Origin of the sequence: Ureaplasma zalophigenitalium, assembly GCF_025780055.1 — a bacterium.
Taxonomy (GTDB): Bacteria; Bacillota_I; Bacilli_A; order Mycoplasmatales; family Mycoplasmoidaceae; genus Ureaplasma; species Ureaplasma zalophigenitalium.
This window is the reverse complement of sequence record NZ_JAOXHJ010000001.1, coordinates 55,056-70,800: the sequence shown is the minus strand read 5'-3', so window position 1 is coordinate 70,800 and position 15,745 is coordinate 55,056. Positions and strand designations below refer to the sequence as shown.

The window sequence follows — 15,745 nt, the reverse complement described above, 5'->3', positions numbered from 1 at the left end:
TGCTGTATAAGCCATCTTAAATAACCGCCTTTGCTATAATTTTTGTTTTGTCTGCTTCAAGAGCTTGATCATAAGAAGTTTTTAATCAAATTAATAATAAGCTGTTTTGACTGGCTTCTAAACCAATTTTTTCAACTCTACGTAAGCTGAATTTATAAGCACGTTTAATACTTTGTTGTTTTGGTAAGCGTAAATGATCACTCATATAACGTTTAGCTGCGCTAATGAAATCATTATTTTGATCAAGAAGTTTTTCGTATTGTTTATAAGTCTTTACATAAAGTGTAAAGATTGTTCTAAACTGTTTGTTCCGACCTTTTAAATAAGCGCCTACGCGCAATCATTCTTCATGGCTGATTTTTTGTTTATGGGTAAGGATTTCATAAATCGATTTAATTTCAGGGTCAAAGTGACTTAGAAATTCGTCAACATTAATCATTGTTTGTAATTTTTCTCAATTCTCACTCGTAATCTCTTTTTGATCAGCAATTTCTGTAAATTTTGAATCTAAAAAAATGTGTTTAAAATCAGCTAAATTTTCCGCATTAACCGATCAGATTTCATAGTGGTTGCGTCGAACGTACATCAGATATTCATTGTAATCAAAACCGATTTCTTTTGCGTGATGTTTAAAGAAATTTAACGCATTACGTAACATAGTCTCTTTATCTAATAAAAGTTTGTCGCGTAAACTAGCAATTTTTTTTGCATGTTTTAATGAAATACGTTGGTAGAAAAGTTTAGCTTTATGTAATGCTCGTTGTTCAGGGAAAAATGCTTTGTTCACACTTTGCATTAATCAGTGTTTTTGTAATTGTTGATAATTAATTTTTGTTGCCTGAACATATTCATTATATGCTTGGTCCAAGATTAAACCATAATATTGGTGAACTAATTTAATTAATAATTGTAATTTAATCTTATCTACATTTGTATTTTTAACTCGTGTTTTAATATTGTTTAAAGCATCCTTATAAGCTTTTTTATGACGAACATAAAGACCGTTATAAGAAGATATAATTCCATTTAATTTATTCTCATAATTCTTATAGTCATCTAAACCTTTTTTACCATATACTCAGCGGATAATATAGTAAATTGGGGTGATTTTTTCAAACAAAATAAACATTGCTGCCCCAATCATAATGAATGAAATAATCAGACCACTAACTTCAGCAGGGAAAGCACCCCCTAAATAATCAGCTCCGAATTGTAAAAGTCCGACAAAGAAAGCAATAGGAATTGCAGCTAAAGGGTGGGCGAGCGAGATTAAACCAATAGCAATCCCATCATAACCCTCGTTTGGTAGAATATCCACATTGTCTTTTACAGCTACAGCTTGCCCTTGGCTATTGGCTGTATAAAGCACAAACCCTAAGACGCCAGCTAACATCCCTGAAATAGCAAATGTAGAAATAGCAATGATTCTAGTTTTATAACCAGCATATTTTGAAGCGTTGAATGAACGCCCTACTGATAGGATTTTTTGACCAAAAACAGTAAACTTCAATAAAATAAATACTGCTATTGCTAAAATGATAAAAATTCCTAGGGCGAATAAATATCCATACCCTGGTACAAGACCATTTAACGCAAAGTTCCACTGGATATTAACAGAACCTTGTGGCACTGTTGTGTTTTGTGCATATAAACCATTATTTGCTTTTAAAATTGTATATTTTGCAATAAAGTAAATTACCCAATTCAAAATAATTGATGATACTACTTCGTTAATTTTCAAGAAGATCTTTAAAACCCCTATAAAAATAGTAACCAGCGCACCTGAAACTACAGCAACTAAAAATAACAATAATTGACCGACTCCATTGGGAACATTTAAATGACTAATCTGCATGTGCCGGACAACTACGATCATAACTAAGCCAGCTCCAATCATTTGACCAGATATTCCGATGTTAAATAAGCCAGCTTTATAGGCGAAAATAAACGATAAAGCAGCAATACCTACAACCGCCACTTTATTTAGATAAATTTCATAAGATCCTACTCATCGCGTAAATAAACGATGTAAAAAATCCTTGGGGTCATAACCAATGATTCCTATAAAAATAGTTGCTGCGATAATAGAAATAAAAATAGCAAATATTGTTGATAGTGTTTTTTTATAATTGTTTTTTGCTGGTAAACTACAAAAAATCTTATGAAACGCTAATTTTTGCGCGTATTTATGCATTGTGTTCACCTGCCATCAATTCTCCGATTCGTTGTTTTGTCATTTCTTGTGAACTACCTAGACCTATAAAATGTCCGTTGTGAATCACTGCAATTGTGTCAGCAATACTAAGGATTTCGTCTAGTTCATAAGAAATTAACAATACAGCATTGTTTTTTTGTTTTTCGCGCAATATTTGTTCATGAATGAACTCAATTGCTCCAAGGTCTAACCCTCTTGTTGGTTGAGCCATAATAATCAAATTATGTTTTCGCTCGATTTCTCGACCAGCAATTAATTTTTGTTGGTTTCCACCACTTAATGCACGTGCTAAGTTATCACCAATAACTGTTCCACGGACATCATATTTATTAATAATATCAATAGCTTTTTCTAAAATTTTGTTGTTATTTAAAAAACCATAATTACTATAAGGCGGTTGATTAAACTCTTGCAAGACACTGTTCATCATAATAGTATCATCCAAGATTAATCCATGTTTGTGTCGATCTTCAGGAATGTGTGATAGACCGTATTTATAGCGTTTTGCGATTGAAAATTTGGTAATGTCGACACCATTAAGAATGATTTTAGCCTTATTGTTAGCACTTGCTAGACCCGCAATGATTAAAGCTAATTGACTTTGACCATTTCCTTCTACTCCAGCAACAGCAAAAACCTCACCTTCGTGAATTTGAAAGTTAAGCATCTTTGCGTTATCCTTACTAGAAGTTTTTAATTGCTTAAATAAGTTTAGATTTTCAACTTGTAAAACGACTTTTTTGTCTTCTCGTTGATATTCATCTTCATTCTTAATCTCAACTAACTTTCGACCAACCATAAGTTCAGCCATTTCAGGAATTGTTTTGTCTTTGACTGCGAAACGATCAATAAATTGACCACGGCGAATAACTGTTGCACTATCTGCCACTTTTTTAATTTCATTAAATTTGTGGGTAATGATAACAATTGTTTTGCCGTCTCGTTTAAAGTCTAATAACATTTCTAAAAATGACTGGATTTCATCTTCAGATAAAACAGCTGTTGGTTCGTCAAAAATTAAAATGTCGATATCTTTATATAATAATTTTAAGATTTCTGTTTTTTGTTGTTGTCCAACGGTTAAATTGGACACTTTCTTTTTTAGGTCTAATTTGAAATTATAAGACGAAATAATATTAGTTAGCTTGCGAGTAATAGAACGTCGTGGAATAACATTCACAATACCAGCTTCTTCGCTTCCTAATATTATATTGTCTAAAACGCTTAATGAATCGATTAATTTAAAATGCTGGTGCACCATACCGATACCATATTTATTAGCATCCTTAGCTGATGAAAAATTAACTGTTTCACCATTAATTCTAATTAAACCAGAATCTTGTTTATAAATGCCAAATAAAATTGACATCAAAGTTGATTTACCCGCTCCATTTTCACCAATAATAGCGTGTATTTCGTTGCGTTTAACAAATAAATCCACATCTTTATTCGCAACAATTTTTCCGTTTAAAAATGTTTTAGTGATTTGGTGCATTTCAATTGCAAAAACATCGTTGTTATTTTTGTTTTGCATTGGATTGTAAGACTCCGTTAATTAATAAGTTTAAATTTATATTTATTTTTTTCCTGTTGGAGATGGAATAATAATGTCTTTAGTTTCGTAAAAACTCTTAAGTCCTTCATATGTACTTTGATTAAATGATTGGTCATCAATTCTTGAACCAGCATCCCCTAAAGCTACTTTTACTAATTTCGCTTTTTCATCATTGTTTGTTGTAGCATTTCATTGGTTCTTGAAATTTTCTGATGATTTGCGTGTTGTTTGATTTGCATCAAGGAAAGATGTTTCGTTAAATGCATATTCCGTTGAGACTCCATTTGCCCCTACATAAGTATTACTTACAGTTAACAATGCAAATTGATCAGAATCAACTAAAGCATTAATTGCTGAATCATAATCAGTAACGTTTGCGATTCCTGCTGTTTTTAAAGCATCAATTAAGTATTTCTTTCCTGGTTCTGAAATACCCACTAGCGCTTTACCCTTAAAATGTGATTCTTTTTCGAACCCAACTAATGAGTGAGTACCTAAGCGTAAAGCGTTTTGAGCAGCATCACCTGTTAAAGGTTTTGGTTCAAGTGCATTAGTTACAAGACCTTCAGCAGCTAATGCAACTTCTTTTTTGATAGAGAATAAAATTGTTTTGCCACCGTTAACATTTTTAAAAGTTTGACTTTCTTTGTTTAATGTTACATTTTTTTCTTGATCTACATCAACACCAATTGCCAGAATAGGTCGAACAGTGTTTGTCGCTGCTGCATCTGTTACGTCAACAGTTTGTCCACCAGCTACTGGTAAAATAATGTCTGCGTTATTCGAAATTAATTGTGAAACAATTTGTTTAACAGTTCCTTCACCTGGACCTCATGCCCCTGAAGCATAACTTGATCCAGCAGATGCTTGTTCAACTTTAATTCATTTTTTAGTTGTTTTTGCATCATTTTCCTGCACAATATCTTTATTCATCAATTTTTCGTTGGCGTAATTTACACCTTCTTGGAATCCTTTAATAAAACTTAAAGTTGATGCGTACCCTTGACCTACGAATCCACCTCATTTAAGAGTTTGTTTTTTTTCGTTTGTAAAAACACTTTGGTTAGCATTTAAATAGTAGGCAGCGGCAATGCCGGCAGCAAAACCACCGTGGTCTGTTCTAAATTCTACTGATGCAATTCTGTCAGCATTTGCCTTTCCATTGTATTTTTGATCAATTAATCCTACAACTGTCCCATGTTTTAATCCTTCACCTTCGCCTAAAGATTTAGCTAATGGTTGGTCAAATGTATATCCTGATGCAAGAATAAAACGCGCCCCATCATCAATTAATGAATTCATTGTAGCAACATATGAAGACGTGTTGCTATCTGGTGTTGCCTTGTAAAAAGTTTCTAGGACATATTTAGATTGCTTTTGTTGGTTATTTTGAGTTCCACCAGAACCTGAGTTGTCTGGGGTTTTTTCTTTATCCTTATCGTTTCCACAACTTGTAGCAACAGCAGTAATAGTTCCAGCTACTACGGCTATTCCTAAAAATCCTAATAAAAGTGATTTTTTAAATTTTATTTTTTTCATTTTTTTGTTCCCTTAATTATCAACGTTAGTGAGTATTACTTTACTCATTCCTAATTATATAATAATTTTATTTATATATACAAGTTTATTACGAAAGCGATTGTGCGTTAATATCATTATTTTTTTTGGCCAAAAATCCTAAGCGCGTTATTTTTCAAAATACCATATAAATCTTGAGGTTCATATTGTAAAATTTCAGCCATTTTGTTTGCTGTATGAACCACATAATAAGGATAGTTTGTTTTCCCTCGTAAAGGTGCTGGAGTTAAGAAAGGGGCATCTGTTTCCACTAATAAACGGTTAATATTTAATGCTTGAATACATCGGTGTAATTCGTTGATGTTATTGTTTGCTGTCGGTTTAAAAGTGATCACTCCTGGGAATGATACATAATAATCTAAACTATTATAAATCAAGATATATTTATAAGCGTCTGTAAAGCAATGAACAATAGCTTTTTGGATTTGATATTCACGTAAAATTTCAATAGCATCATCATGTGCGTTTCGAATATGTAAGTTGACTGGTAAATCATATTTTAAAGCAAGTTCTAATTGTTTTTTAAACCAGTGTTTTTGCACGTCTTTACCGTAAGGTAATTCATGATAATAATCTAGGCCTATTTCACCAATAGAAACTATTTGTTTTCGGTTTTCTTGAATTAATTTCTCCAATAAAAGCAAGTCATCATCAGTCATAGTGGCAAGGTCAGTCGGATGAATGCCCACTGAAGCAACAATATGTGGATATCGCGAGGCTTGCTTGACAGCTAATTGACACATTGTTATATCACACGAAACAATATTAAAGCCTATTTGATTTGCTAGTGCAGTTTGAGCAATTTCTTCAAATTCCTCTTGCAATGGAGACATATTAGTGTGGGTGTGGGTATCAATCAAAGTGATGTTATCTCATTTTTTCATATTATTTACCTAAACAAAAATTAGCAAATAGTTCGTCCAAAAAGTCATATTCTTTATTTTCACCCAATAATTCCAATAATTTTAAATTAGCGATTTCTAAATCAGCTAGAACTAAATCAATTGTTGCGCCATTTTCCAAAATATTAATTGAGTATTTTATTTTTTCGTAGACTTGTTTTAATAAACCAATTTGTCGATGAGAAGATAAAACATTTACGTTAACATCACTAAATTCATGCACCTTGAATTGTGCTTTAATCGCCTCTATTAAATCTTGAATATCTTTTTGTTGAGCGTTAATGTAAATATATTTGTTGTTAAAGTCTCTTTGTAAGTCCTTTTTGGTATGAATAATTAAGTGTACCTTGTTTTTAATTTGGTCATAAATGTCGTATTCAATCTTGTCTTGATCAATTAAATACAGAACTAAATCCACCTGGTTTATTAGATTAAGTGCCTTATTGATTCCATATTGTTCAATCTGATCATCAGTTTCATGGATTCCTGCAGTATCAAAGAGTTTAAGGGTAAAACCATCAATGTTAATAACAGTTTCAATAACATCACGCGTCGTTCCTGGAATATTGGTTACTATAGCTTTCTCTTCGTTAGCAAGAGCGTTTAATAATGTGGATTTACCAACATTTGGTTGCCCAATAATTAACACTTTAATTCCGTCATTAATCGGCATATAGCGACTCGATCGCTCTAGTAATTCATTTAAACCATTATTTATATACAACAGTTTGTCAATCAATGTTTGTTCATCGATTTCGGGAACGTCGTCATATTCTGGATAATCAATATTTACTTGCATTTGCCCGATAATCTCAAATAATTCCTTACGAATCTTTTTTAAATCATCTCCAACTCAACCTTTTAATGCATTAATATTAGCGTTGATTGCGATTTCATTTTGAGCATGAATTAAATTGTTAATGGCTTCAACTTTTGTTAAATCCATTTTTTTATGCATTAATGCTCGTCGTGAAAATTCACCACGTTGAGCATATTCACAACCGTTTTTAATCAATAATTCAATGATCATGTGAGCCACTAATACACCACCATGACAATTGATTTCGATACTATCTTCACCTGTAAAACTATGCGGGTGAGTAAAAGTGTTAATTAATACTTCATCATATGTTTTCTGTTCATCCTGAATATAGCGATAGAAAATGCGGTTGCCAATATATGGCACCTTTTTATTTAAAACCTTATTAATGATTTCGAAAGCTTGTGATCCTGAAATCCGAATAATGTGGATCGCAGCATTCAAATTAGCTGTGGCTAGGGCTACAATCGTTGAAAACATATAATAATTCCTTTCGGTTTCTGTTAGTAAAATAAGTGGATTAATAAAGCTAGTAAGCTTGTTTTGTTAAAATTTAAATTATGATACATGCTAATTCATTTGTATAATTCGTTTTTTGCAGGCATTTTTAAATCTAAAAAATAAAAGCAATACCGTAGAAAATAATATAGTACTTCGTTTGTTTGGTCTTTGAATTCTTGTTTTAAAAATTGGAATTGATTAGGATCTTTGATTTTTTGTAATCAATCCTCAAACAGATCAATATATTTATTTTGACTATATGTTTCATATAACAGATAATCTTTAAAAACACTTAGTAATTTAGGGTCTGCGAAAGCGTTTACATTGTTTTTGATATTTTGCACACTACAACGACTAGCAATGGTTGGTAAAACTGCATTTAATTGATTTGTAATAAAAAAACCATAAGTATCTGCGGGTGGTTGCTCAATAAATTTTAAAAGCGAATTGCAAACAACATTTGATGTTTGATGAATATTAACGATAATATAGAATTTATCATTTAAAGCTTCTAGAGCTTGGTTTATACAGCGGTTTTGTAGTTCTAAACTATCTTGTTTTTTCATTTTAGATCCGTCATAAATTAACAAATCCGCGTAATTGTTTTGTTCTATTTTCTTTATATATTGATTAAGATCACTAATGTTTCTATTTTTTCAAAAATTAATAATCATTTTTTTGATTGCTTTTAAATAATCCACTTGAGGATTAATAATAAGTAAGTTTGCGTGGTGCATATTAAGCCTTCAAAATTGCCTTTAATTGTTTGTAAGTTGCTTCATAAACATCATCAATATTTTTATTTGCATCAATGATAATGTATTTGTTTTTAGGTTGATAGTGATGTTCAAACGCTAAATCGTATTTTTGGATTAAAGAGTCATAGAAATCTCTCTTTTGTTGATCATAAAAGTTAGATTCACGATTTTTTTGATTACCTAACGCGATCCGTTGCATCGCTTTTTTAGCATCAACTTTAAAATAAAAAATATAATCAACTTGGAAGTCGTTAATGGTTATTTTGTTCACATCGTACACTTTTTGCATACTTGTTTGTTCATCTGATTGATAAACTAGCGAAGAGTGCACAAAACGATCGCAAATAATAATTTTTTGTTGTGCTAGAGCTGGTTTAATTGTTTTTAATAAGTGTTCATTACGGCTGGCTGCATATAAGTACGCTAAAGTCAAATTATCAAAAAAAGGTAAATTTTGGTGAGTAAATGCACGGATAGTTTCACACGCTTGGTTGTTGTAACCACCTGGTTCGCGAGTAAAAATAAAATTATCGATTAACTCTTCGTTTATAAGTTGATTTTTTAAACGTTCTATAATAGTTGTCTTTCCGGCACCATCTATACCTTCAAATACTATAAATAAGGGTTGTGGTTTAATTTTTTGCATTAATGATCACACTCGATATCAGTTTCGTCAAAATCATTATGTTCAAAAAAACAAATGATTTTTTTTGCAAAAGCACTCGGTTGTTCGACATGAGGTAAATGTCCACTCTCATCAAAATGGATTTGGTAAATTTTATTTTTCGGGCGGTTAAATTTACGGTAACTGCCATGAGGGTCGATGATTTTGTCGGCATCTCCATAAATTAAAAGTGTTGGCGTATTCAATAAGTTCGCTTGAGCTTTATTTAACATCATTCGTGTCTTAAACGAGAAGGCTGTGTTTAACATTAGTTTTTTTAAAAAACCTGGTTTTTCGTAAAATAACCGACTTTGTTTTTCGAATCGTGTCACAGGATTTATATTTGAATTATTTCGAAAATCATAATACAACAATTCAACGGTTTTAGCTGGGTTATTTTTTAAAAAATAAGGAAATAAATAAATTAAATTAAAAAGATATTTATTAAAACCTTCGTAATAACTATTTGCGAGAACTAACTTCTTAATTCGTGTTGGAATCATTTGGTTTACTAGACAACTAATTGCCCCTCCCAAAGAGTGACCGATTAAATAGAATTCTTCAATTTTTAATTCATTTATAAAATCTACGACACATTTTGCCATCTCTAAAATGGATACTTTTGTTAGTATTTGTGAAGAGGTTAGACCGTGTCCTGGTAAACCAAGATAATAACAGTCATAATTTTGAAAATATTTATCGACTAAAAAAAAGTAATGAGGACTGGCGTTATATCCGTGTATAAAAATAATTTTACCTTTTGAAGTTGCAGGATCAACGGCTGGATTATAAAAATAATTCAAAGTATTTGTTTTAATTAGTTCCATAATAATACCTAGTTATTGCGATCCTTCATGTGCGGAAATAATAACACATTACGAATTGAGTCATTCTGAGTTAATAACATAATCAATCGATCAATACCAATTCCTAAACCTCCTGTTGGTGGCATACCATATTCTAGAGCATATAAAAATTCTTCGTCTAATTCGTTAGCTTCATCATTACCTAAATTTTTTTCGGCAATTTGTTTCATAAAACGTGTTCTTTGATCTATTGGATCGTTTAACTCAGCATAGGCATTAGCAAATTCTTTTTGTCCAATAAACAACTCAAAACGTTCTGTAAAACGTGGATCATTCACACATTTTTTTGTTAAAGGTGAAACATCAAGAGGGTGTCCGTAGACAAAAGTCGGCTGAATCAGTTTTTCTTCTACGAATTTTTCAAAAAATAAATTAATAATGTGACCATATGTTTTTTGGTGTTTTTCATATTTTACTTCATGTTTGTCAGCTAAATCTAAAGCTTCTTGATCATTTTTAACTTGATAAAAATCAATCCCAACATATTCTTTGATTAAATCAACCATGTGGCGTTTTTTGAAAGGTTGGTTTAAATCAATATTAAAACCTCGGAAGAAAACACTTTCGATCTTCAACGTTTTAACAAGGTGTTTGATTAATTTTTCGGTTAAATCCATAATGTAATCTAAATCTTCATAAGCCGCATAAAGTTCTAGGGAAGTGAATTCAGGGTTGTGTGTGCTGTCCATCCCTTCGTTTCTAAAAATTCGACCAATTTCATAAACTTTTTCGAAACCACCAACAATACATTTTTTTAATGCTATTTCAGTAGCTATTCTTAAATAATAATTCTTAGACAAGGTATTATGAAAAGTAATGAAAGGTTTGGCTGCGGCTCCACCTAAAACATCGTTTAAAACGGGTGTTTCAACTTCAAAATAACCATCAGAATCTAAAAAATTACGAATTGATTGAATAATCTTTGAACGCATAACAAAGGTTTTTTTTGACTCATCATTCATAATTAAATCCAGATATCTGTGACGCGCTTTGATCTCTTCATCCACTAAACCATGGTATTTTTCTGGCAAAACATTTAAACATTTGCTGATTAGTACTATTTTAGAAACATTTAGTGTTAGCTCTTGAGTGTTAGTTTTCATTGCTGATCCATGTACTTCAACGAAATCTCCAATGTCTAATGTGTTGAAAACTTCAAAAATCTCTGGATCAACTTCTTTTTTATTAATATAAATTTGAAATTTTCCAGCAAAATCAGCAACGATACCAAATGTTCGTCGTGTATTCATCAAACGACCTGCCATGACAATTACTGGCGTTTTTTGTTCATGTAATTCTTCTTTTGTAAAATGGTTAAAGCTATCAGTAAATTGTGCTGAATCATGAGTTCTCTTCACCTTTGTAATAGCAAAGGGATCTTGTTTTCCTTCTTGTAAGCGCGCTAGTTTTTCACGTCTAATTATTTCTTGATCACTAAGTTTTCTTTCCATAAAATACCTTTCTTGTTTGTTTAATAAAAACAACCCATAATAAAATGGGTGTATATTATTATTATATAAAAAATACATTCTCTTTCGTAGAGAATGTATCGGATAAATTATCCACGTAAATTAAGTTGTTTTAGTAATTCACGGTAAGCGTTAATGTCTTTACGTTGTAGGTATGATAATAAACGTTTACGGTGAGCAACTTTTTTGTATAGTCCACGTTTTGAAATCTTATCTTTTTTATTAGCAACTAAGTGAGTTGTTAATGATGAAATTTCAGCTGTCAGAATTGCAATTTGTACTTCGGTTTTACCAGTATTTGTTGCTGATCCACCGAATTGAACTGCTAGTTCTTGTTTTGTTTTCTTACTAACTGCCATGATTTTCTCCTTGTAAAATAAAATAAGCCGTTTACAATGCCAAACATGGAGAGGGTTTAACAAAGTAAAGGTATAAACTATAATATTATAAAGAAAAAATACAGTTTTGTAAATACTGTATTACCTTGTTTTTATTTACTTTTTGTATTTTTATTTAATTTATTTGTGTGTGCTTCGTATTCACTACCAGATAATTTGGCTAGTGCATTGGCCGCAGCATCTTGTTCTGCATCCTTCCGATTAGGACCATAACCAACACCATATTTACTACCATTTCAATATAATGTTACTTGTTTTAGATTGTGGGATAACTCTTCATATGCATAACTAATTGTACTCAACGAATTTTTTTGAACAATTTCTTGAAAAATTGTTTTATAGTCTTTAAGAGAATTGATTTGACCTTCTTTATAAAAATGAATTAATGTCGCATCTATAATTCGTTGTGCTTTTTTAATTCCTTGGTCTTGAGTTACAGCACCAATAAAAGCCTCAAATACATCTTCGTATATTTTATCCATGTTAGCTTTTTTTGTACTAACTTGACTATTAAATTCTGCCCCATTTCCAAAAATAATTAAATTGTTTAAACCAATTAATTGAGCGGCTTGTGAAAGCGTAGCTGAACAAACAAGTTTCGAACGAATTCTGGTCATTTCACCTTCGTTTAATTTTTTATTAGAGTGTTTTTCTGTTTGTGCGAAAACAAAATTGGTAACAATCCATTGAATGCATGCATCACCAAGGAATTCCAATCGTTGGTAATTGTAATCTAAATTATTTTCATTAGCATAAGTTTTGTGCGTCAAAGCTTCGATATAAATGCTAAGTTTTTTGGGCTCAATATGTATTTTTTTTAGAAATTTTCTAATTTCCAAAATGTGCTTACTAATGTTCTCTTTGGTCATAAAATTGTTTTAAATTTTCTGTTATTTCATCTAATGCATTATTTTTAATATTGTCATACAAAACATTAAGCGACGCGCTAAATTGTTTTTCATCAGCTGATCCGTGAGCTTTCACTAAAATACTTTTTGTACCTAAAACAAAAGCGCCTGCTGTATTGCGGTAATCAAAAAAAGCTTTCATTTTTTTAAAAATAGGGATAGAAAATAAGGCAGCTAAGCAATGACGTTTCTTTTTATATTCTTTTTTTAAAAAACTAGTTAAAGTTTTAGCGGTACCTTCTAAGGTTTTTAAAACTAAATTACCGCTAAATCCGTCAGTTATAATGACATCTGCTGGGTGTTCAAGAATTGTTTTAGGTTCAATAAAACCTTGGTAATTCAGATTTAATTCCGTTTGGTGTTGTTTAAATAAAACATTTGCTTTTTTGACTAGGTTATTACCTTTGATTTCTTCTGATGCGATATTGAGAATTTTAATAATTGGATTAGTTACTCTTTTAGAAGCAATTACTTTGGCCATAATGGCATAATTTAATAAATCGTATTCATCTACTTCAATGGATGCTCCAACATCTAATAAATTTAATCCAACACCATCAACCGTGGGGACAAAAGGCATAAATGCTGGTTTTTTAACATGCTCAATCAAACCAATAATGCTATAAGCATAGTATACAAATACAGCAGAATTAGCTGCTGATACTAATCCTTGAAAACTAGAGTCATCTTTTAATTTTTTAAATGCAATCGATAATGATGAGTCACGCTTATGACGAATACTTAAAACGCTGTCGTCTTGACTAATAAATTCACTTGCGTGTAAAATCGGAAATTCGTTTTCACAGACAAATAAAGGGCGAATTAATTGTTCATCACCAACCAGAGTGATTTGTACATTTGGGTGTGTTTTCACAAATGATCGAGCAGCGCTAATTGCATGTGAAAGAGGGTTTTCGTAACCCATAACATCAAATAAGATTTTGTACATATTTATTGAATTCCAATATAATAATCGTAAAGTTTTTGCTCAGTATGAATCACTTCACATAAAATGTTATGATGCATACTTAAGTGTTCATTAATTTGTTCAATATCACTTGCTTTAGCATTTTTACCTGCATATATGTAGCAAATTTCTGGGTGTTTTTTTAGATCAATTAATACCTGAATTGTTTGTTTTAGATTCTTTAGTGAATCATTGCTAGCGCTAACAATTTTTTTATTAATGATACCAATGTAATCATTTTTGTTGACTCGTAAATTTTCAAAATTAACATTCTTGATTGAACGAGAAATTTTCGCTGAAATAGCTTTTTTAATTCCTTTAATCATGTCTTTTGAGTTCTTTGCAGCATTATTGCGTTCATCAAATAACGAGATGGCAATCAATGCTTCAAAAACGTTTTTACCAGGAATAATAAAACAGTTAATATTTTGCTCCGCTGCAATTTTAGCGGCATGATCGGCTGCCATAATATAATTTGGATCATCAGTTACAATGAAAACGTTTTTTGACTCAGTTTTTAAAATTAAATCAACATAATCCTGGATAGACGGAATATTTTGGTCTTCAGTTACCAAAATATGTTCTAATCCATAATCAGTTACAAATAATGTTTTGAATTTTGCTGATGGAACACTCACGATAATTTGTTGATCATGCACAAAATCTGGTATTTTCTTTTTTTCTAAAGCAATCCCTTTTTGTTTTAATGTTTCATAGAATTGATTAGTCATGTTGTCGATTTTAATCTTGTCAAATTCACCATATTTTTGAGAAATTTGCAAAAGTTTATGTGGTGTTAGTGTATGAATGTGAACTTTTACATAGTTATCATCTTGTACCAAAACTAAACTATCACCTATTTGTTCTAATTCAGATTTATAATTTGATAAATTAAAAACTTTTTTATTAGGAGCATCAGGAATAATTTTGTGGTTTAAATTCATCACAATTTCGCTACAATAGCCAAAACTTTCAGTTTCGTCGTGTTGAGTTACAAAATCAGTTTTCTTGACGTTTTTTTGCTTATATGCTTCCCATTTTTTTTCTGTATTAATAATGGCATTATGATCCAAAACCGATAGCATACCTTTTAAAAAAGTTAATAATCCGTAAGCACCTGAATCTACAACATTAGCTTCTTTTAATGAATCTAGCATTTCGGTTGTTTGGCTCACCACATCTGAAGCAACTTCCACAATTTTTTGAAAGAAATCGTTTATGTTATTAAATTCCATTGGTGGAATTTTTTCAGAAAGAACGCGGATGACTGTAAGCATTGTTCCTTCCACTGGGTTGCTTACTGAATCATATGCTTTTTTCGCTGCTAAAATTAGACCTTGTTGAAAGTCTTTAATTTCCAAAATATCTGAATCAACATTTAAAGCGTCAAGGAATCCTCGGAAAATTTGTGAAAAAATTACTCCGGAATTTCCCCGCGCATTCATTAATAAACCTTTAGCGTATGCAGAACTAAAATTTGCATAATTTAAAGATTCATCACTAATGTATTCTAATGCTCCACTTGTTGTTGTTTTCATATTCGAACCTGTATCGCCGTCGGGCACAGGAAAGATATTGAGTTCGTTGATATAAGTATATTCTTCAGCAATTGATTTCGTTCCAGCAAAAATCATTTCACGAAATAAACTTATTGGTATATTTTTCATAATATCATCCTAAATCTTCTGAATATCTGGTGTCAATAATTCACATTATTAATTAATAATACCGTTTTTAATCAAAATATGATTTATTATAAACATTAATATATTATAATTTAATACTATTAAAAAACATCACTAGATATTAAATAAGCAACCGTTTGTCCAATATTTATGGACAAAACAGGAGTTTTTTAGTAAAATAAATAAGTAATTGTGTAATCACACAATATTGTTATTGAAAGGAACATCATATGGCACGAAGAGATCAGATAACTAATAAGAAAGCAATGTCTGGAAACACCAGATCACATGCTATGAACCACTCACGTCGTCGTTGAAACCTTAACTTACAATACGTAACCATTAAAACAGACAATGGTGGTACTCAAAGAGTTAAAGTTTCTGCAAAAACAATGAAAACGTTGCGTAAACATAATATGTTAGCGTAATCACACACGTGATTTTTTATAAAAAATAAAC

At 31.1% G+C, this 15,745-nt stretch carries 14 protein-coding genes; 1 reads left to right on the top strand and 13 read right to left on the bottom strand.

Annotated features, from left to right (window positions below):
- Nucleotides 1-16: 16 nt before the first annotated feature.
- The 13 genes from OF365_RS00330 to OF365_RS00270 form a co-directional block, all read right to left on the bottom strand.
- The gene (locus OF365_RS00330; RefSeq protein WP_263817638.1) at nucleotides 17-2,194 is read right to left on the bottom strand and encodes an ABC transporter permease; all 2,178 of its coding nucleotides are present in this window, start codon (nucleotides 2,192-2,194) and stop codon (nucleotides 17-19) included.
- Nucleotides 2,187-3,749, bottom strand: coding sequence for an ABC transporter ATP-binding protein (locus OF365_RS00325; protein ID WP_263817637.1), 1,563 nt, complete (start codon nucleotides 3,747-3,749; stop codon nucleotides 2,187-2,189). Before OF365_RS00325 ends, OF365_RS00330 begins: the two co-directional genes overlap by 8 nt.
- A 42-nt stretch (nucleotides 3,750-3,791) precedes the next feature.
- Nucleotides 3,792-5,309, bottom strand: a complete 1,518-nt coding sequence (locus OF365_RS00320) for a BMP family ABC transporter substrate-binding protein (RefSeq protein WP_263817636.1) — start codon at nucleotides 5,307-5,309, stop codon at nucleotides 3,792-3,794.
- A gap of 116 nt (nucleotides 5,310-5,425) precedes the next feature.
- The gene (locus tag OF365_RS00315; protein ID WP_263817635.1) at nucleotides 5,426-6,232 is read right to left on the bottom strand and encodes a TatD family hydrolase; all 807 of its coding nucleotides are present in this window, start codon (nucleotides 6,230-6,232) and stop codon (nucleotides 5,426-5,428) included.
- A 1-nt stretch (nucleotide 6,233) separates the two neighbouring features.
- The gene (gene mnmE, locus OF365_RS00310) at nucleotides 6,234-7,550 is read right to left on the bottom strand and encodes a tRNA uridine-5-carboxymethylaminomethyl(34) synthesis GTPase MnmE (protein ID WP_263817634.1); all 1,317 of its coding nucleotides are present in this window, start codon (nucleotides 7,548-7,550) and stop codon (nucleotides 6,234-6,236) included.
- A gap of 23 nt (nucleotides 7,551-7,573) precedes the next feature.
- Nucleotides 7,574-8,308 carry a hypothetical protein gene (locus tag OF365_RS00305; RefSeq protein WP_263817633.1) on the bottom strand — a complete coding sequence of 245 codons (735 nt, stop codon included), beginning with the start codon at nucleotides 8,306-8,308 and terminating at the stop codon, nucleotides 7,574-7,576.
- A 1-nt stretch (nucleotide 8,309) separates the two neighbouring features.
- Nucleotides 8,310-8,975 carry a dTMP kinase gene (gene tmk / locus OF365_RS00300; protein WP_263817632.1) on the bottom strand — a complete coding sequence of 222 codons (666 nt, stop codon included), beginning with the start codon at nucleotides 8,973-8,975 and terminating at the stop codon, nucleotides 8,310-8,312.
- Nucleotides 8,975-9,820 (bottom strand): alpha/beta fold hydrolase, encoded by an 846-nt coding sequence (locus OF365_RS00295; RefSeq protein ID WP_263817631.1) that lies wholly within the window; start codon nucleotides 9,818-9,820, stop codon nucleotides 8,975-8,977. Before OF365_RS00295 ends, tmk begins: the two co-directional genes overlap by 1 nt.
- 8 nt (nucleotides 9,821-9,828) lie before the next feature.
- Nucleotides 9,829-11,310: a lysine--tRNA ligase gene (lysS, locus tag OF365_RS00290; RefSeq protein ID WP_263817630.1), complete on the bottom strand. Its 1,482-nt coding sequence runs from the start codon at nucleotides 11,308-11,310 to the stop codon at nucleotides 9,829-9,831.
- A gap of 107 nt (nucleotides 11,311-11,417) precedes the next feature.
- Nucleotides 11,418-11,687: a 30S ribosomal protein S15 gene (rpsO, locus tag OF365_RS00285; protein WP_263817629.1), complete on the bottom strand. Its 270-nt coding sequence runs from the start codon at nucleotides 11,685-11,687 to the stop codon at nucleotides 11,418-11,420.
- Nucleotides 11,688-11,818: 131 nt separating this feature from the next.
- Nucleotides 11,819-12,595 (bottom strand): ribonuclease III, encoded by a 777-nt coding sequence (gene rnc / locus OF365_RS00280; protein ID WP_263817628.1) that lies wholly within the window; start codon nucleotides 12,593-12,595, stop codon nucleotides 11,819-11,821.
- The gene (plsX, locus tag OF365_RS00275) at nucleotides 12,576-13,589 is read right to left on the bottom strand and encodes a phosphate acyltransferase PlsX (protein WP_334307598.1); all 1,014 of its coding nucleotides are present in this window, start codon (nucleotides 13,587-13,589) and stop codon (nucleotides 12,576-12,578) included. Before plsX ends, rnc begins: the two co-directional genes overlap by 20 nt.
- Entirely contained in the window at nucleotides 13,586-15,268 is a 1,683-nt protein-coding gene (locus OF365_RS00270; protein ID WP_263817626.1) for a DAK2 domain-containing protein, read from the bottom strand. The genes plsX and OF365_RS00270 overlap by 4 nt, the downstream gene beginning before the upstream one ends.
- Nucleotides 15,269-15,516: 248 nt before the next feature.
- Here OF365_RS00270 and rpmB point away from each other — a divergent pair, with 248 nt between their 5' ends.
- Nucleotides 15,517-15,714 carry a 50S ribosomal protein L28 gene (gene rpmB, locus OF365_RS00265; RefSeq protein WP_263817625.1) on the top strand — a complete coding sequence of 66 codons (198 nt, stop codon included), beginning with the start codon at nucleotides 15,517-15,519 and terminating at the stop codon, nucleotides 15,712-15,714.
- The last annotated feature ends 31 nt before the right edge of the window (nucleotides 15,715-15,745 follow it).